Origin of the sequence: Cupriavidus laharis, assembly GCF_914271435.1 — a bacterium.
GTDB classification, from domain to species: Bacteria; Pseudomonadota; Gammaproteobacteria; order Burkholderiales; family Burkholderiaceae; genus Cupriavidus; species Cupriavidus laharis.
Genome location: NZ_CAJZAI010000001.1, coordinates 114090 through 130456, shown reverse-complemented (window position 1 = coordinate 130456; position 16367 = coordinate 114090). Strand labels below are relative to the sequence as shown.

Sequence of the window (16367 nt, the reverse complement as noted above, 5' to 3'; positions counted from 1 at the left end):
TGCGGAGTGCATCGAGCGTGAGTGCCGCCCATCCCGTCATCCTCGTCGTCAATGCCGGCTCGTCGAGCGTCAAGGTCTCGGTCTACACCGTGCCGGAGGCCGCGCACGACAACGCCGACATCAACCCCGTGCTGAGCGCGCACGGCCAGATCGAAGGCATCGGCGTCGCGCCGCGGCTGCGCGCCAGCATGGCGGACGGGCACGTCGTCGCCGACGAGTCCTTTCCCGTGTCGCAGGTCGCCGACCATGACGCCGCGTTCCGCCTGGTGCGCCTGGTGCTGAGCGTGGGATTGCGCGACAACCCGCCCGTGGCGATCGGCCACCGCGTGGTGCACGGCGGCAGCGACTTTGCGCAGGCGGTGCGCATCGACGACGATGTGATCGCGCGGCTTGAAGCGCTGATCCCGCTGGCGCCGCTGCACCAGCCGCACAATCTCACCGCCATCCGCGCCGTACGCAAGGCTGCACCGGACATGCTGCAGGTGGCGTGCTTCGACACGGCCTTTCACGCGGGCCACGACATGCTGGCGCAACTGATGGCGCTGCCCTATGCGTACTACGAACGCGGCATCCGGCGCTATGGCTTCCATGGCCTGTCCTACGAGTACATCGCACGGCGCCTGAGCCAGGTCGCGCCGGACCTGGCCGAAGGCCGCGTGATCGTCGCGCACCTCGGCAACGGCGCGAGCCTCTGCGCCATGCGCAACGGGCGCAGCGTCGACAGCACCATGGGGCTCACGGCACTGGATGGCTTGCCGATGGGCACGCGCTGCGGCTCGATCGACCCTGGTGCGGTGTTGTGGCTCGCACAGCAAGGCATGACCGCCGATGCGATCCAGTCGATGCTGTACGGGGAATCGGGCCTCAAGGGGCTGTCCGGCGTGAGCAGCGACATGCGCGTACTGCTGGCCAGCGAAGCGCCGCGCGCGCGGCTGGCGGTGGATTTCTACGCGTACCGCGCCGCGCAGGAAATCGGCAAGCTCGCGGTCACGCTTGGCGGGCTGGACGCACTGATATTCACGGCCGGGATCGGCGCCAATTCGCCGCCGGTGCGGTCACGCATCTGTGCGCATCTGGAAACGCTGTTTGGCATCAGCCTTGATGCGGCGGCCAACGAAGAAAACGGGCAGCGCATCAGCAGCAACGCCAGCCGCGTGCCGGTGCTGGTGTTGCCTACCGATGAGGAGGGAATCGTGGCGTTGAGTACGGCGAGGATGATGAAGGCGTGCGGGAAGGGATAGTGCTTTGGCAACGGAAACGATGGCGCCTTCTGGCAGGCGCCCCCTCCAAAATCAACCCTCCAGGTAATATCCCCTCACCCCCTCCACATCGACATCCAATCCATCGCAGAGGTACCGCTCCATATCCCCATAGGCCGCCTCGATCGCCTGCATGGAAGCCTCCAGGTAACTGGCCCGCACCTCCAGCAAGGGTGTCATGACTTCCGGCCGGATGCCGAACTGTGCGATGCGCTCCAGCGCCTGCGCGTTGAAGCGCGCGTTGCGCTGGTTGGATTCGAGGTAGTTGGCGAGGATATCGTCCTGCCCCACGCCCAACGCCGAGAGCAGCAGCATCGAGGCGAAGCCCGTGCGGTCCTTGCCCGCGGTGCAGTGATAGAGCAGCGTCTTGCCCGCCTGCGCATTGCGCATGAAATCACCGAAGACCCGCCGGTAGCGCACCGGGAAATCGCGATAGACGCCGAGCATGAACGCATCGACGTCCTCGGGCGTGCTTTCGCGCAGGCGCGGCATCAGCACGTCCATGGCCATGCTGCCTTCGAGCACCGGCATCGCGATCCAGTTGAAGCGCTGGCCGAATGGGGCCTCGTCGGCCGACTTCTCGGCCGGCGAGCGGAAGTCCACCACCATATCCAGCCCGAGGCCCTGCAGCCGCTCGATGTCGGCGCCGCAGGCGAGCGCCGGATTGCCGCTGCGGTACAGGCGGCCATGCCGTACGCGGCGGCCGCCGGCGCCGGCCAGGCCGCCGAGGTCGCGTGCGTTGCTGACGGTTTCCAGTTGCAGTTCGCTCCCGTTCGCGGCGGGCCCGAACGGCACCACCGCATGCAGGCCAGGCGCATGCGATGCTCGCAGGCATCGTGCCCAGGCCAACCATTGGCTGATCATCTGTTGTCCTCTTGTCTGTCTTCTGTCGCGCCGCGCATCCGGCAATCCCGTCAGGCTGCGGCCGGTGCCGGCGTCGTCTTCCGGCCGCGATAGGCCGGCACATACCAGCGCAAGTGGCAGCCGGCAATGTACCGGCCATCCAGGCGCGCCACCAGCTTCCACACCGTCAGCGCGCCCGCCGCGATGTCGACCCATGCCCAGGGGTGCTTCGGGTCGCCTTCACATACCAGCTCCACCGTGCGCACATCCGCATAGGGCTTCAGCGCCGTACGCAAGGTTGCGGCGTCAACGCCGGGCCGGAGACCACGCACCAAAACCTTCATGATCGACTCCTAATTATTCCAGATCACTCGCGCGCATGCGTCACCTGCCAGTTTCCCGCATTGCGCCGAATCGCAGGCCATGCCGCTTTGCCTTGCTGCACGCGCCTTTACAGGTGAGACGCCAGTGGCGCGCGAGGAATCCCCGGATCGGCCGGAATCTTGATCCTGCTCATGGCGGGCGCAATTCGCGCCGATGCCGCCTCGACAAGCCCAGGGCGGCGCCGGAAAATTCCTATCATGTCCAACGTGGCGGTTCCGTCATAAGCAGGGCCGCTGCCCGTACGCTCTGCACGGATGCCCCTTGCGACCGGCATTGCCCTGCACGCCCTGCACGCCGGTCCGCACTGGCATGCGCTGTGAAATTTTCCGGAACCGCCCTGGCACTGGTCGCCGCGGCGCTGTTCATCTCGGCCGCGATGACGGTGACCGGCCTCGACAAGCGCATTGCGCTGGTCACGCTGTCGGCCATCGGCACCAGCACGCGCCGCATCCTGATCGGCACCATCGTCGTCACCATCGCGGCAACCGGGAAGCTCGCGCTGGAATCCAGCGCGGCAATTCGCGCAGTCGCGGAGGGTGCCCGTGCCGCGACCCCGATGTCACGCCCGTGCACCTTGTGGCACGAGGCTGGCACAATACGCGGCATGAAAAGCCTCTGGTCCGCCTTTGTCAAACTGCTGGTGCTCGCCGTCGTCGGCGGCGCGCTGCTTGCCACGGTTGCCGTGCTGGTGGCCAACCACCAGTTACCCTCACTCGACGCGCTGACCACGTTCCGCAATACCTCCGACTACGTCCCCTTGCGCGAATTTCCTCGCGACCTGACCGACGCGGTGGTTGCCATCGAGGATGAGCGCTTCTACCTGCATGACGGCATCGACTACATCGGCGTCATCCGCGCCGGCGTGGCCAATCTGTCCGACGAACTGTCGCAGGGCGCGTCCACCATCACCATGCAGGTAGCGCGCAACTTCTTCCTGTCGCGCGAAAAGACCTACACGCGCAAGCTCTATGAGGTATTGCTGTCGTACCGGATCGAGCATGCCATGGGCAAGGACGAGATTCTTGAGCTGTATATGAACAAGATCTACCTTGGGCAGGGGGCGTATGGATTTGCCGATGCGGCGCGGACTTATTTCGGGAAATCTCTCGGGCAATTGACGCTTGCCGAATGCGCAATGCTGGCTGGCCTGCCCAAGGCACCTTCCGCCAACAATCCGGTGGCCAACCCGCGGCGGGCGCGGCAGCGGCAGGCTTATATCCTGCATCGGATGCTGGAGTTGGGGAAGATTTCAAGGGGGGAATATGATGGGGCGTTGTTGGAGCCTATGAGGTTGAGATAGGAATTGAGGTTTTTTTGGAGGGGTGTCGCCCTTGGCATGCGCTGCTGTTTCGCCGGCGTAGCCGGCGACCTACTTTTACCCGAGCGGTAAAAGTAGGCAAAAGCGCGTTTTCGTGGTTGACGAACGGCTCGATGAGGTGAAGACGGTCCAGGGGCATAACCAGACTGCCTGCCGCGTAGATGATTAGGATGGACAGGGCGTACGAACGAACCCGGATTACGGAGTGGTCCCTCCTAGCAGCGATATCGCGGGGACGCCTACGGCTGCGCTGCGCGCGGCGTCCTGGGTTTCCGGGCCGCGGCCCGAACCACGATCTGATGACGAAGCCCTTGGCGCATGTGCCATGCGCGACGTAAAGAAAAAAATGAAGAAGAGTGAAGCGTCAGCGCCAGCGACGTTGACATCAGTCGCTCTGCCGACTAGGACGCCGCGCGCAGCGCAGCCGAAGGCGTTCCCGCGATACCGCTGGCAGCAGGGACCACGGACAGTTTCGGGGCTCGTTCAATTAGCGCTGTAATCCTGCCCACGGCCGCGCACCACGCGGCAGGCAGCCAGAAACACTCTGAAGCCCATACCCGTACAACACCCTCAGCACACTACGATCAATATTCGCCCGTTAGGGCAACCAAACGCGCTTTTTGGTTACTTTTTGCCGCTCCGGTATGTGTCAAGGTAGTTGTCGCGTCCGCCGCTATGCTGCTTTCCGGTATTCCTTCGGCGCTTGTTCAACCCGCTCGGGGTTCAGGTAGACCTCTGGATCCAGTTTCCAATTCCGGATTCCCCGCGACCAGCGCTGCGGGTGCCGGTCACGGGCGGCCTCATACACCATCGTGCGTCGCGCCAGCAGGGGCGTCGCTTCCTCGCTGTGCCGCTGGTTCGGCGTGACGTACTTGAGCCCGCTGTGGCGGTGTTCCTCGTTGTACCAACGCACGAACCGATACACCCAGTCGCGCGCCTGCTGCAACGTGTCGAACGGCCGCTCAGGCCATAGCGGACAGTACTTGGCCGTGCGGAACAACGCTTCCGCGTAGGCGTTGTCGTTGCTCACGCGCGGGCGGCTGTACGAAGGCGACACGCCCAGATCGTGCATCGCAGCGCGCATGGTTCCCCCCTTCATCGCGGCACCATTATCCGAGTGCAGCACCAGTGGCCGGCCAGCCGTTTTTTCGCGCAGGCAGCCCAGCTCAAGCAGCTGCTTGGCATGTTCCTCGGACTCGTTCTCATGCACTTCATTGACCACCAGCTTGCGGCTGTAGATGTCCTGCATCATGTACCAGTAGAAGAAGCGGCCCTTCACCGTAGTGGGCATCCACGTAATGTCCCAACACCACACCTGGTTCGCTCCCTTGGCGCAGTGCGTGGTCAGTGGACGGGACTTGGCCTGTTGGCTGCGTCCGCGCCGCTGCCCTTGGCCTTCGGCCTTGAGCACCCGGTAAAACGTCGATTCCGAGGCCACGTAACGACCCTCGTCCGCCAGCTTGGGCACGATCTGGTGCGGCGTCAGGCTCTCATAGCCGGGCGCGTTGGCCGCGGCCAGCACGGCCTGCCGTTCCGCCTCACTGAGCTTGTTGGCTGGCACCGGGCGCTGCGCGCCCGGGCGGCCATCCTCCGGCGTATGGCGCCAGCGCTGCAAGGTGCGCGCGTTCAAGCCCAGCTCCTCGCAGGCACGGGACTGGCGCGCACCGCTCTCTACCGCTTCATCGATCAACGCGATGGCTTCGCGGCGATCCGGGACGTTGATCAATCCTCCTCGCCCTTTCCCCAGATCGCCTCGGCTTTTTTTCTGAGAACCAGCAACGCTGCGGTTTCCGCCAGCGCTGCGTTCTTGCGCTTGAGCTCGCGCTCCAGGTCCCGGATCTGCTTCTGGGCGGCTTGTTCCTCACGGCGTTGCGCCAGGCTCAATCTGACCCGCTCTGGCGCGTTGGCCTGCTCGCAGGCCGCACGCCATTGCCGGATCTGTTCGGGTTGAATGCCCTTCCTGCGGCAGTATTCGGACAACTCCGCTTCACTAAGAGGCGCTGTTTCGAGCACCACCCGGAACTTGTCCGCGCTGGACCACTTGTCACTCTGCTTGCCGTTGCCTGGCACAACCTTTCCTTGTTCTCGAGCCTCGTGGCGCCAGGTGCGCAGGCTCACTGTCGTGACACCCGTTTCCTTGGCTAGCTCCACCACTGATCGGTTCAAGGGAGGCATCATCTGCTCGACCACCAACTCCTTGAACTCCGCCGAATAGCGCTTCATTACCCAAAACCGCTTCCGCCCTCCATTGTCCTTCATCGAAAGGCGGCGAGGCGACAACTATCCTGACATGGAGGGGCTCGGGCAAAAAGTAACTCGCCGGCTACGCCGGCGAAACAGCGGCGCCCGCCAAGCACAACAACCCATCAACATCCAACAAACCCTCACTCCAACACCCCCCGATACCTCCCCACCGCCTCCCGCACAATCCCCAGCAGCCCGGCGCCAGCATCAGCATCCACATGGCCAAGCAAAGCCCTCCGCATCCGCGGTTCCCAGAACCGCTTGATATGCCCGGCGATATCCGCCAACGCTTCCTCCCGATCCGGCATCGCTTCAAAAAAACTGCCGATCTGGTTGGCCATCGTAATCAGGTTGTCGATCTTCATGCCAGGCTCGCTTCGTGTTGCAGGCGTTGGGGATGGGTGTAGACCACGTGGCCGCTGGCACGGACGAAACCCGCCAGCGTGACGTTGGCCTGCTCGGCCAGCCGCACGGCCAGCGCCGTCGGCGCTGATACGGCAGCCAGTACGCCGGCGCCGATGGCCGCCGCCTTGAGCACCATTTCATAGCTCGCGCGGCTGGTCACCAGCACCGCGCCGGTAGCAATATCCTCGCCGCTGCGCGCAAGCGCACCGGCGAGCTTGTCGAGCGCATTGTGCCGGCCCACGTCCTCGCGCACCATCGCGACATGGCCGTCGGCACGCAGCCACGCCGCAGCATGCGTGGCGCCGGTCTCGCGCTGCAGCGCCTGACGCAACTGAAGCTGCACGAACGCGGCCTGGATCACGTCGGCGTGGAAACTCGCTTGGCTCTTCACAGATGCAGGCATGCGCATCACCTGCTCCAGCGATTCGGTGCCGCACAGGCCGCAGCCCGTGCGGCCAGCCAGCGAACGGCGCCGTTCCTTGAGGCCCATGAAGGCCTCCGACGCAATCTCCAGCCGCACGGCAATGCCATGCTCGCGCGTTTCGGTCTCGATGTCGTACACATCGCGCGGACTGGAGACAATGCCCTCGCTCAGGCTGAAGCCAAGTGCGAAGTCTTCCAGGTCGGCCGGCGTGGCCAGCATCACCGCGTGCGAGATGCCGTTGTACTCCAGCGCGACCGGCACCTCTTCGGCGAGCTCGTCAGGGCTCAGCACGTTTTCGCCGTAGCGCCAGCGGCTGACCGCAAAAGTACTGTGCGTGGCGGGCTCGCCGTCCGCTTGCAGGGCTGGTTCGAGTTCCGGCCCGTTCAGGCAGCGCATCATGATGCGGTCCTCCTGTCAGCCGACCGCGGCCTGGGCCGGGTCGGCGCTGGCAGCTTCGAGCAGCTGCAGTTGCTGCGCGTTGAACGCGTGGTACTGCTTCTGCCACGCCGACGGCTGCGCTACCGGCATCACCTGCACCGCGGTCACCTTGTACTCGGGGCAGTTGGTGGCCCAGTCGGAGTTGTCGGTGGTGATCACGTTGGCGCCGGATTCCGGGAAGTGGAAGGTGGTGTAGACCACGCCCGGCTGCATGCGCTCGCTGACGATCGCGCGCAGCACGGTCTCCCCTGCCCGGCTCTGCACGCCGACCCAGTCACCGTCCTTGATGCCGCGCTCCTCGGCATCGTGCGGATGGATCTCGAGCCGGTCCTCGCCATGCCAGTGAACGTTCTCGGTGCGGCGCGTCTGCGCACCCACGTTGTATTGCGACAGGATGCGGCCCGTGGTCAGGATCAGCGGGTAGGCACGCGTGATCTTCTCGGTGGTCGGCACGTACTTGGTGATGATGAACTTGCCCTTCCCTCGCACGAACTCGTCGATGTGCATGGTCGGGGTGCCTTCCGGTGCCTGTTCGTTGCACGGCCACTGGATGCTGCCGAGCTCGTCGAGCCGCTTGTAGCTCACGCCGGCAAAGGTCGGCGTCAGGCGCGCGATCTCGTCCATGATCTCCGACGGATGCTTGTAGTTCATGGGATAGCCCAGCGCATTCGCCAGCAGGATGGTCGCTTCCCAGTCGGCGTAGCCGGCCTTGGGCGGCATCACCTTGCGCACGCGCGAGATGCGGCGTTCGGCATTGGTGAAGGTGCCGTCCTTCTCCAGGAACGAGGAGCCCGGCAGGAACACATGCGCGTACTTGGCGGTCTCGTTCAGGAAGATGTCCTGCACGACAATGCATTCCATCGACGACAGCGCGTGGGCCACGTGCTGGGTGTTCGGGTCGGACTGGACGATGTCCTCGCCCTGGCAGTACATGCCCATGAAGCTGCCGCCGATTGCAGCGTCGAACATGTTCGGGATGCGCAGGCCCGGCTCGGGGCTGATCTCCACATTCCACGCCGATTCGAACAGGCCGCGCACGGTCGAGTCCGACACGTGGCGGTAGCCCGGCAGCTCGTGCGGGAACGAGCCCATGTCGCACGAACCCTGCACGTTGTTCTGGCCGCGCAGCGGGTTCACGCCCACGCCTTCGCGGCCGACGTTGCCGGTGGCCATGGCGAGATTGGCGATGCCCATCACCGTGGTGGAGCCCTGCGCATGTTCCGTGACGCCGAGGCCGTAGTAGATGGCCGCATTGCCGCCGGTGGCATAGAGGCGCGCGGCGCCACGCAACTGATCTGCCGGCACGCCGGTCACCTCGGCCATAGCTTCGGGCGAGTTCTCCGGCAGCGAGACGAAGTCGCGCCATTGCTGGAAGGCACGGTCCTCGCAGCGCTCGGCGATGAACGACTCGGCCAGCAGCCCTTCGGTCACGATCACGTGGGCGATCGACGTCACCAGTGCAACGTTGGTGCCCGGACGCAATTGCAGATGGTAGTCGGCGCGGATGTGCGGCGAATCGACCAGGTCGATCCGGCGCGGATCGGCCACGATCAGCTTCGCGCCGGCGCGCAGGCGCTTCTTCATGCGCGACGCGAACACCGGGTGGCCATCGGTCGGGTTGGCGCCGATCACCATGATCACGTCGGACTTCTCGACCGACTTGAAGGTCTGCGTGCCCGCCGATTCGCCGAGCGTCTGCTTCAGGCCGTAGCCGGTGGGCGAGTGGCAGACCCGTGCGCACGTATCGACGTTGTTGTTGCCGAACGCGGCGCGCACAAGCTTCTGGACCAGATAGCCTTCCTCGTTCGTGCAGCGCGACGACACGATACCGCCGATCGAATCCTTGCCATGCTTGGCCTGGATGCGCTTGAACTCCGACGCGGCATAGCCGATCGCCTCTTCCCACGACACCTCGCGCCACGGATCGGTGATCTTCGCGCGGATCATCGGCTTGAGGATGCGGTCCTTGTGCGTGGCGTAGCCCCAGGCAAAGCGGCCCTTCACGCAGGCATGGCCTTCGTTGGCCTTGCCGTCCTTGTACGGCACCATGCGCACGACCTCGTTGCCCTTCATCTCGGCCTTGAACGAGCAGCCCACGCCGCAGTAGGCGCACGTGGTCACGGTACTGCTCGGCGCCTGGCCCAGCCTGATGACGGAAGTCTCGGTCAGCGTCGCGGTCGGGCAAGCCTGCACGCAGGCGCCGCACGACACGCAGTCCGATTCCATGAACGACTGGCTGGTGCCCGGCGACACGCGCGACTCAAAGCCTCGGCCCGAGATCGTCAGCGCGAACGTGCCCTGGGTTTCCTCGCACGCGCGCACGCAGCGGTTGCAGACAATGCACTTGGACGGGTCGTAGGTGAAGTAAGGATTGGACTCGTCCTTCTTCATCTCGGTGTGCGTCGCGATCGGTCCGCCGTCGTTGTAGCGCACCTCGCGCAGGCCCACCACGCCGGCCATGTCCTGCAGCTCGCAGTTGCCGTTGGTCGGGCAGGTCAGGCAGTCGAGCGGGTGGTCGGAGATGTACAGCTCCATCACGCCGCGGCGCAGGTCGGACAGCTTGTCGCTCTGCGTCTTCACCTTCATGCCGGCTTCCACCGGCGTGGTGCACGAGGCCGGATAGCCGCGGCGCCCTTCGATTTCCACCAGGCACAGGCGGCACGAGCCGAATGACTTCAGGCTGTCGGTCGCGCACAGCTTGGGCACGCTGACCTCCGCCTCCATCGCGGCGCGCATCACCGACGTGCCGGCCGGCACGGTGACGCTGACGCCATCGATCTCGAGGGTGACCATCTCGGTCGATTCACTGGCGGGGGTGCCGAAGTCGATCACATCGCGGCAATCCATGGTTGTCTCCCGTTGTTCTGTTCTGTACCGGCTTGCGTCGGCCTATGCCGCCTTGGCGGGGTTGGGGGCGAGGCCGAAGTCCTCGGGGAATTCGTTGAGCGCGGACAGCACCGGGTACGGCGTCATGCCGCCCATGGCGCAGAGCGAGCCGTTGAGCATGGTGTCGCACAGGTCGCGCACGAGCTTGACGTGTTTGACCGGTTCGTTGCCGGCGATGATCCTGTCCATGACTTCCACGCCGCGCGTGGAGCCGATCCGGCACGGCGTGCATTTGCCGCACGACTCGATCGCGCAGAACTCCATCGCATAGCGCGCCTGCTTCGCCATGTCGACGGTTTCGTCGAACACCACGATGCCGCCGTGGCCGACCACGCCGCCGAACGCGGCATAAGCTTCATAGTCCATCGGCACGTCGAAGCGCGATTCGGGCAGGTACGTGCCCAGCGGGCCGCCCACCTGCACCGCGCGCACGGCGCGGCCGCTGCGCGTGCCGCCGCCATAGTCGAACAGCAGCTCGCGCAACGTGACGCCGAACGCCTTTTCCACAAGGCCGCCCTGCCGGATGTTGCCGGCGAGCTGGAACGGCAGCGTGCCGCGCGAACGGCCCATGCCGAAGTCGCGATAGTGCTGCGCGCCGCGCGCGAAGATCACGGGCACGGTCGCCAGCGAGATCACGTTGTTGATCACGGTGGGCTTCCCGAACAGGCCTTCGAGCGCCGGCAGCGGCGGCTTGGCGCGCACCACGCCACGCTTGCCTTCCAGGCTTTCGAGCAGCGCGGTTTCCTCGCCGCATACATAGGCACCGGCGCCCTTGCGCACTTCGAGATGGAAACGCTTGCCGCTGCCGCGGATGTCATCGCCGAGCCAGCCTTCCGCCGTCGCGATCGCGATGGCTGCATTCAGCACGGCGATCGCATGCGGATATTCGGAGCGGCAGTAGATATAGCCCTGCTCCGCGCCCACGGCGAGGCCGGCGATGGTCATGCCCTCGATCAGCATGAACGGATCGTCTTCCATCACCATGCGGTCGGAGAACGTGCCCGAGTCGCCTTCGTCCGCATTGCAGACGATGTACTTGACGGCGGACTTCGCGCCCAGCACGGTCTTCCACTTGATGCCGGTCGGGAACGCCGCGCCGCCGCGGCCGCGCAGACCGGAGTCGGTCACTTCCTGCACGATCGCGGCAGGTTCCATCGACAGCGCGCGTTCCAGGCCGGCAAAGCCTTCATGCGCGCGGTAATCGTCGAGCGACAGCGGATCGGTGATGCCAACGCGGGCGAACGTCAGGCGCTCCTGGCGCTTGAGGAACGGGATCTCGTCGGTCAGGCCATGTGCCAGCGCATGCGCACCGCCTTGCAGGAAACCGGCATCGAACAGTCCCGGCACGTCGCCGGCGCTGACCGGGCCGTAGGCCACACGGCCCGCGCCGGTCTGCACCTCGACCAGCGGCTCGAGCCAGAACATGCCGCGCGAACCGTTGCGCACGATGTGCACGGACTCGCCGCGCGCCGCGGCCTCGCGCTCGATGGCGCGCGCCACGCCGTCGGCGCCGAGGGCCAGCGCGGTGGAATCGCGCGGGACGAAGATGGTGGTGACGGCGGCGCTCATGCCTGGGCCTCCTCGTTTGCGGACTGGACATCGCGCAGCTGGCGCACCAGCACGTCGAAGCGCTTCGCATCCACGTAGCCGTGCAGTTGCTCGCCCATCATCACGGCCGGGCCGCAGGCGCACTGGCCCAGGCAGTAGACCGGCTCCAGCGTGACCGCGCCGTCGGCGGTGGTTTCATGGAAATCGCAGCCAAGCGCGCGCTTCGCATGCTCGGCCAGCGCCTCGGCGCCGACTGACTGGCAGGCCTCGGCACGGCAGACCTGCACGACGTGGCGGCCGGCAGGCTGCTGGCGGAAATGGTGGTAGAAGGTGATCACGCCATGCACTTCGGCGCGCGACAGGTTCAGTGCCCTGGCAATCACGGGCACGGCCGTCTCGGGGATGTAGCCCTGGGTATCCTGGATTTCATGCAGGATCGGCAGCAGGGCACCGGGCATGTCCTGGCGCGCCGCCACAATCGCGGCAATGGCCGATGTGCGGGCCACGTCGGCCGATGCCGTAACGGGAGTGGCGGTATCTGGCATGGTGTCTCCTGTGGGGCCGCTCCTCGGCAGGGCGACCATTTATATGCTATTTTTTTCCTATTTCCTGGGGTCCAACCACGGCTTTGAGGCCGTTGGAGCGACTATATGAGAGTGTTTGGCCGGGTTCAATAAGCTATTTTCTACATATGATCCGCATCTCGATCTCCCCACATCTGCAGATCCGGGACGATGACAGCCCGGCCGACGAACCGCTGGACGTGTCGCGGCTGGTGGCACTGCTGGGCCATATCGAGGCCTCGGGCAGCATCAGCCAGTCCGCTGAGGCGGTCGCGCTGTCCTACCGCTATGCGTGGGGCATCCTGCGCGACGCCGAGTCGCTGTTCGGCGGCCCGCTGATCGCCAAGACGCGCGGGCGCGGCAGCGCACTCACGCCGCTGGCGCAGCAACTGGTGTGGGCCAGCAAGCGCATCGGCGCGCGGCTGTCGCCGACGCTGGACAGCCTGGCCTCTGAGCTGGAGATCGAACTGAAGAAGCTGATGGACCGCACCGACCCGGCCGTGCGCCTGCACGCGAGCCACGGCTTCGCGGTGGCGGCGCTGCGCGATTTCCTCGATGAGCAGCAGGTGCGGCACGACCTGAAGTACTGCGGCAGCGTAGAAGCCGTGGCCGCGCTGGCCGAGGGCGCCTGCGACATTGCCGGCTTCCACGTGCCCATAGGCGAGTTCGAGCCAGGCATGGTCCGTCACTTCACTACGTGGCTCAAACCCGACACTCATTGCCTGATCCACTTGGCCGTGCGCAGCCAGGGGCTGTTCGTGCGCATGGGCAATCCGCTCGGTGTGCACACGCTGGAAGACCTGATGCGGCGCGAAGTGCGTTTCGTCAACCGGCAGGTCGGCTCCGGCACGCGGCTGCTGCTGGACCTGATCCTGGCCGCGCGCGGCATCGACCCGGCACGGATCGAGGGCTACAACAACGGCGAATTCACGCACGCCGCTGTCGCCGCGTATATCGGCAGCGGCATGGCCGACGTGGGCTTCGGCGTGGAGACCGCAGCGCGACGCTTCGGACTGGAATTCGTGCCGGTGCTCAAGGAGCGCTACTTCTTCGCAATCGAAAAGAAGAAGCTCAACAGTCCCGCACTGGCCGGCGCCGTGGGCGCGCTCACGAGCGAGAGCTTTCGCCAGCGCGTCAATGCACTGCCGGGCTATGACGGCAGCCTGACCGGCACGGTGCTGACCCTGGCCGAGGCCTTTCCGGAGCACCGCGCGGAGATGCGCTGAGCGGGATATCCGAGGATACCCGGAAGGGTTACCGGATCAGCAGCGACAGCCGGTCAGGATGATCGGCCCAGTCGGCATGATCGGGCAGCGGCCCCTTCGCCTTCAGCAGCGGCGGCCAGTCCGCGCGGCGAGCCAGTTCGGCGTTGAGGGCCAGGAAATGGCGCTGGTCTTCGGGCAGGTCATGCTCGGAATAGATCGCACCAACGGGGCAGAGCGGCACGCACATCGAGCAGTCGATGCACTGGTCAGGATCAATGGCAAGGAAGTTGGGCCCTTCGTGGAAGCACGACATGGGGCAGACTTCCACGCAGTCGGTATGGCGGCACTGGATGCAGGCATCCGTTACGACAAAGGTCATCGGGGGCAAACAGCGGACAGCAAACGATTCGATGCTAGCGCGCCGCTGCGGCCGGCGGGGCTGCGCGCACTGTCCGAGTCGTTCAAAATGCTTCAACCGCGGCAACCCCCCAGCATACCGGGTCAGTAGATCTCCGGCACGATCATCTCATCCGGCACCGGCATCCGCACATAGTCGGCGTGCCGCTCGCGCTTCGGCAGCACCACGGTCGGATGGTCGACGTCCGTATAGGGCACCTGCTGCAGCAAGTGTTGGATGCAGTTCAGGCGCGCACGCTTCTTGTCCACCGCCTGCACCACCCACCACGGTGCTTCGGGGATATGCGTGCGTTCCATCATGATTTCCTTGGCCCGCGTGTAGTCCTCCCAGCGCCGGCGGGACTCAAGGTCCATCGGGCTGAGCTTCCACTGCTTGAGGGGATCGTGGATGCGGCTCAGGAAGCGCAGGTGCTGCTCGTCGTCGGAGATCGAGAACCAGTACTTGATGACCTGGATGCCCGAGCGCACCAGCATGCGCTCGAATTCCGGCACGGAGCGGAAGAACTCCTCGTACTGGTCGTCGTCGCAGAAGCCCATGACGCGCTCGACGCCCGCGCGGTTGTACCAGCTGCGGTCGAACAGCACGATCTCGCCGGCCGCGGGCAGGTGCGACACATAGCGCTGGAAATACCACTGCGTGCGCTCGCGATCGTTGGGTGCAGGCAGCGCGGCCACACGGCAGACGCGCGGGTTCAGGCGCTGCGATATGCGCTTGATCACGCCGCCCTTGCCCGCCGCGTCGCGGCCTTCGAACAGCACCACCATCTTGTGCCCGCTGCGGACTACCCAGCTCTGCAGCTTGACCAGCTCGCCCTGCAGGCGGAACAGCTCGTGAAAATAGCGCTGGCGATGGGCTCGTTCGTCCGGTCCATCCTCGACCAGGCTGGCCTGCCCATCGGGGCCCAGCACGAACTCGCGGTCCTCGAGCTCGAGTTCGAGCTCTTCGTCGTATTGATCCGCCACCTCGCGGTGGATGCGCCGGATCAGCGCTTCTTCGTGGTTTGTCATCGCTCGCTCCACATGCTTGGTCCCGTTTCAGCCCGGGCCTGGCGCAGGCCCTCCGGGTGGCGATGCTAGCGCGGCAGTATGGCAATCTCGTGAAGCACCTGCGCTACGGTCCCTCCTTGCGGAACGCCCAGCGGCCGGCCAGTACCGTGAACGTGGCCACCAGTGCCACGAGTATCCAGAAGCCGTGCGGGTGTTCGGCCAGCGGGATGCCGCCGACGTTCATGCCGAAAAAGCCCGCCACGATGTTGATCGGCAGCGCCAGCACGGTGACCAGCGTCAGCGTGAACAGCGTGCGGTTGGTCTGTTCGTTGAGCTTGGCGGCAATCTCTTCCTGCAGCAGCTTGATGCGCTCGACCATCGCCGCGAGGTCGTTTAGCACCAGCGAGAATTCTTCCGTCGCCTCGCGCAGTTCCTGCAGGTCGTCGTCGCGTATCCAGGCCGGCGGCCGGTTGAGCAGCCGGAACATCGCACCCGGTTCCGGCGCCAGCAGGCGCTGCAGGCGCACCAGCCCGCGCCGCATGGCGCCCAGGTCGGCCCGGTTGGCCTGCAGGCGCTGCGCGAGCAGCTGGTCTTCGATACGGTCCACGCCGATGCCGGTCTCGCGCACGATCTGCACCAGCACGTCGGCCTGGTCGCGCAACAGGTGCACCAGCAGGTCCAGCGGCGAACGGAAGCCCTCGCCCCGGCGCACCGCGGCGCGCAGCTTGTCGATCGAACGCAGCGGCTTCGCCCGCGCCGTGACAAGCAGGCAGCGGTCGGCGCACGCCCACAGCGTGGAGATGTCGTTGGACGAGACCCCGAAGTTGTAGATCACGTCATTGACCACCGCGAGCAGCGCCGGGTCCTGGCGTTCGATGCGCGTGGAGTGCGAGCCCTGGCGCAGCGATTCGAAAAAGTCCTCCGGCAGCGCCAGCCGGGCCTTCATCCAGCGCTCGCAGGCGCTGTGCGACAGGTTGAAATGCAGCCACAGGAAGGCATCGCCGCCGGGACTGCCCTGCTCCGCCGCGCGCGTACGCGCAAGCCAGTCGAGCGCGTCGGCCGAGCCGATCTCACGCGCCGGCTGGCCAGGAGTGAAGAGATAGCCGTTGACCAGCCCCACCGGATCGGAGCCATAGCCGGGATCGACGATGCCAGGTTGCATGCATGCCCTCGTTGCCGCATTGCTGAATGACCGGGAACCTTACCATGGCTGCGTGGCATTCATGCCAGGCCAAGGGCCCGCAGCCGGCGGTACAGCGTGCGTTCGCGGCAGCGCCGCCGGCACGCCTGCAGCGCCTGTTTGCACTGGTGAGCATGGCAGCGGCCGCACTGCTGCCGTGGAGGGCCTTCACCGGCGCGGCCTGAAGGGCCGGTCCGCCAGCCCTGCGCTGGCGGACGCCGTCTTCTCCTGCCTTTAAGTTTCGCTTAAGTCTCGCCCCATAGACT

The 16367-nt window shown here is 65.6% G+C and carries 15 protein-coding genes and 1 pseudogene; 5 read left to right on the top strand and 11 right to left on the bottom strand.

From position 1 onward, the window contains the following. Window positions 1-17: 17 nt before the first annotated feature. A complete protein-coding gene (locus LDO29_RS00610; protein WP_224077858.1) occupies window positions 18-1241 on the top strand; it encodes an acetate/propionate family kinase in 1224 nt (407 codons plus the stop codon). Between the two features lie 51 nt (window positions 1242-1292). On the opposite strand, the gene LDO29_RS00605 is transcribed toward LDO29_RS00610, so the two are convergent. After that, window positions 1293-2120 (bottom strand): tyrosine-protein phosphatase, encoded by an 828-nt coding sequence (locus tag LDO29_RS00605; protein WP_396022620.1) that lies wholly within the window; start codon window positions 2118-2120, stop codon window positions 1293-1295. A 53-nt stretch (window positions 2121-2173) separates the two neighbouring features. Further along, on the bottom strand, window positions 2174-2446 hold the full coding sequence (locus LDO29_RS00600; RefSeq protein ID WP_224077856.1) for an RNA-binding protein: 273 nt from the start codon (window positions 2444-2446) through the stop codon (window positions 2174-2176). 35 nt (window positions 2447-2481) lie between these two features. On the opposite strand from LDO29_RS00600, the pseudogene LDO29_RS00595 reads away from it, so the two are divergent. Continuing rightward, a pseudogene (locus LDO29_RS00595) lies at window positions 2482-2955 on the top strand (anion permease); the annotation flags it as partial. Window positions 2956-3090: 135 nt separating this feature from the next. After that, window positions 3091-3786, top strand: a complete 696-nt coding sequence (locus LDO29_RS00590; RefSeq protein WP_224078434.1) for a transglycosylase domain-containing protein — start codon at window positions 3091-3093, stop codon at window positions 3784-3786. 691 nt (window positions 3787-4477) lie between these two features. Here LDO29_RS00590 and LDO29_RS00585 read toward each other — a convergent pair. The 6 genes from LDO29_RS00585 to LDO29_RS00560 all read right to left on the bottom strand — a co-directional run bounded on the left by LDO29_RS00585 (window position 4478) and on the right by LDO29_RS00560 (window position 12294). After that, a protein-coding gene (locus LDO29_RS00585; protein WP_224077855.1) for an IS3 family transposase occupies window positions 4478-6027 on the bottom strand; the annotation gives its coding sequence in 2 pieces (ribosomal slippage) (window positions 4478-5559 and window positions 5559-6027; 1551 coding nt in all). Window positions 6028-6188: 161 nt separating this feature from the next. Beyond that, window positions 6189-6413, bottom strand: coding sequence for a formate dehydrogenase subunit delta (locus LDO29_RS00580; RefSeq protein ID WP_224077854.1), 225 nt, complete (start codon window positions 6411-6413; stop codon window positions 6189-6191). Next, window positions 6410-7276 carry a formate dehydrogenase accessory sulfurtransferase FdhD gene (fdhD, locus tag LDO29_RS00575; protein ID WP_224077853.1) on the bottom strand — a complete coding sequence of 289 codons (867 nt, stop codon included), beginning with the start codon at window positions 7274-7276 and terminating at the stop codon, window positions 6410-6412. Before fdhD ends, LDO29_RS00580 begins: the two co-directional genes overlap by 4 nt. Before the next feature lie 15 nt (window positions 7277-7291). Continuing rightward, entirely contained in the window at window positions 7292-10162 is a 2871-nt protein-coding gene (gene fdhF / locus LDO29_RS00570; RefSeq protein ID WP_224077852.1) for a formate dehydrogenase subunit alpha, read from the bottom strand. 42 nt (window positions 10163-10204) lie between these two features. Next, complete coding sequence (locus LDO29_RS00565; RefSeq protein ID WP_224077851.1) at window positions 10205-11770, bottom strand: formate dehydrogenase beta subunit; 1566 nt, start codon at window positions 11768-11770, stop codon at window positions 10205-10207. Beyond that, window positions 11767-12294 carry a formate dehydrogenase subunit gamma gene (locus LDO29_RS00560; protein WP_224077850.1) on the bottom strand — a complete coding sequence of 176 codons (528 nt, stop codon included), beginning with the start codon at window positions 12292-12294 and terminating at the stop codon, window positions 11767-11769. Before LDO29_RS00560 ends, LDO29_RS00565 begins: the two co-directional genes overlap by 4 nt. A gap of 146 nt (window positions 12295-12440) precedes the next feature. Between LDO29_RS00560 and LDO29_RS00555 the strand changes: the two genes are divergently transcribed. Next, the gene (locus LDO29_RS00555) at window positions 12441-13538 is read left to right on the top strand and encodes a substrate-binding domain-containing protein (RefSeq protein ID WP_224077849.1); all 1098 of its coding nucleotides are present in this window, start codon (window positions 12441-12443) and stop codon (window positions 13536-13538) included. Between the two features lie 28 nt (window positions 13539-13566). Here LDO29_RS00555 and fdxA read toward each other — a convergent pair whose 3' ends face one another. From fdxA to LDO29_RS00540, 3 genes are all read right to left on the bottom strand, one after another. Next, the gene (fdxA, locus tag LDO29_RS00550; RefSeq protein WP_224077848.1) at window positions 13567-13896 is read right to left on the bottom strand and encodes a ferredoxin FdxA; all 330 of its coding nucleotides are present in this window, start codon (window positions 13894-13896) and stop codon (window positions 13567-13569) included. Window positions 13897-14018: 122 nt separating this feature from the next. Then, complete coding sequence (gene ppk2 / locus LDO29_RS00545) at window positions 14019-14942, bottom strand: polyphosphate kinase 2 (protein WP_224077847.1); 924 nt, start codon at window positions 14940-14942, stop codon at window positions 14019-14021. A 103-nt stretch (window positions 14943-15045) separates the two neighbouring features. Continuing rightward, the gene (locus LDO29_RS00540) at window positions 15046-16083 is read right to left on the bottom strand and encodes a transporter (protein ID WP_224077846.1); all 1038 of its coding nucleotides are present in this window, start codon (window positions 16081-16083) and stop codon (window positions 15046-15048) included. 26 nt (window positions 16084-16109) lie between these two features. Here LDO29_RS00540 and LDO29_RS00535 point away from each other — a divergent pair, with 26 nt between their 5' ends. Continuing rightward, complete coding sequence (locus LDO29_RS00535) at window positions 16110-16286, top strand: hypothetical protein (RefSeq protein ID WP_224077845.1); 177 nt, start codon at window positions 16110-16112, stop codon at window positions 16284-16286. Window positions 16287-16367 lie beyond the last annotated feature (81 nt).

Coding starts and splice junctions, on each gene's coding strand:
- LDO29_RS00600 (WP_224077856.1), bottom strand. CDS start 2,446: ATGAAGGTTTTGGTGCGTGGTCTCCGGCCCGGCGTTGACGCCGCAACC.
- LDO29_RS00590 (WP_224078434.1), top strand. CDS start 3,091: ATGAAAAGCCTCTGGTCCGCCTTTGTCAAACTGCTGGTGCTCGCCGTC.
- LDO29_RS00580 (WP_224077854.1), bottom strand. CDS start 6,413: ATGAAGATCGACAACCTGATTACGATGGCCAACCAGATCGGCAGTTTT.
- fdhD (WP_224077853.1), bottom strand. CDS start 7,276: ATGATGCGCTGCCTGAACGGGCCGGAACTCGAACCAGCCCTGCAAGCG.
- fdhF (WP_224077852.1), bottom strand. CDS start 10,162: ATGGATTGCCGCGATGTGATCGACTTCGGCACCCCCGCCAGTGAATCG.
- LDO29_RS00565 (WP_224077851.1), bottom strand. CDS start 11,770: ATGAGCGCCGCCGTCACCACCATCTTCGTCCCGCGCGATTCCACCGCG.
- LDO29_RS00560 (WP_224077850.1), bottom strand. CDS start 12,294: ATGCCAGATACCGCCACTCCCGTTACGGCATCGGCCGACGTGGCCCGC.
- LDO29_RS00555 (WP_224077849.1), top strand. CDS start 12,441: ATGATCCGCATCTCGATCTCCCCACATCTGCAGATCCGGGACGATGAC.
- fdxA (WP_224077848.1), bottom strand. CDS start 13,896: ATGACCTTTGTCGTAACGGATGCCTGCATCCAGTGCCGCCATACCGAC.
- ppk2 (WP_224077847.1), bottom strand. CDS start 14,942: ATGACAAACCACGAAGAAGCGCTGATCCGGCGCATCCACCGCGAGGTG.
- LDO29_RS00540 (WP_224077846.1), bottom strand. CDS start 16,083: ATGCAACCTGGCATCGTCGATCCCGGCTATGGCTCCGATCCGGTGGGG.
- LDO29_RS00535 (WP_224077845.1), top strand. CDS start 16,110: ATGACCGGGAACCTTACCATGGCTGCGTGGCATTCATGCCAGGCCAAG.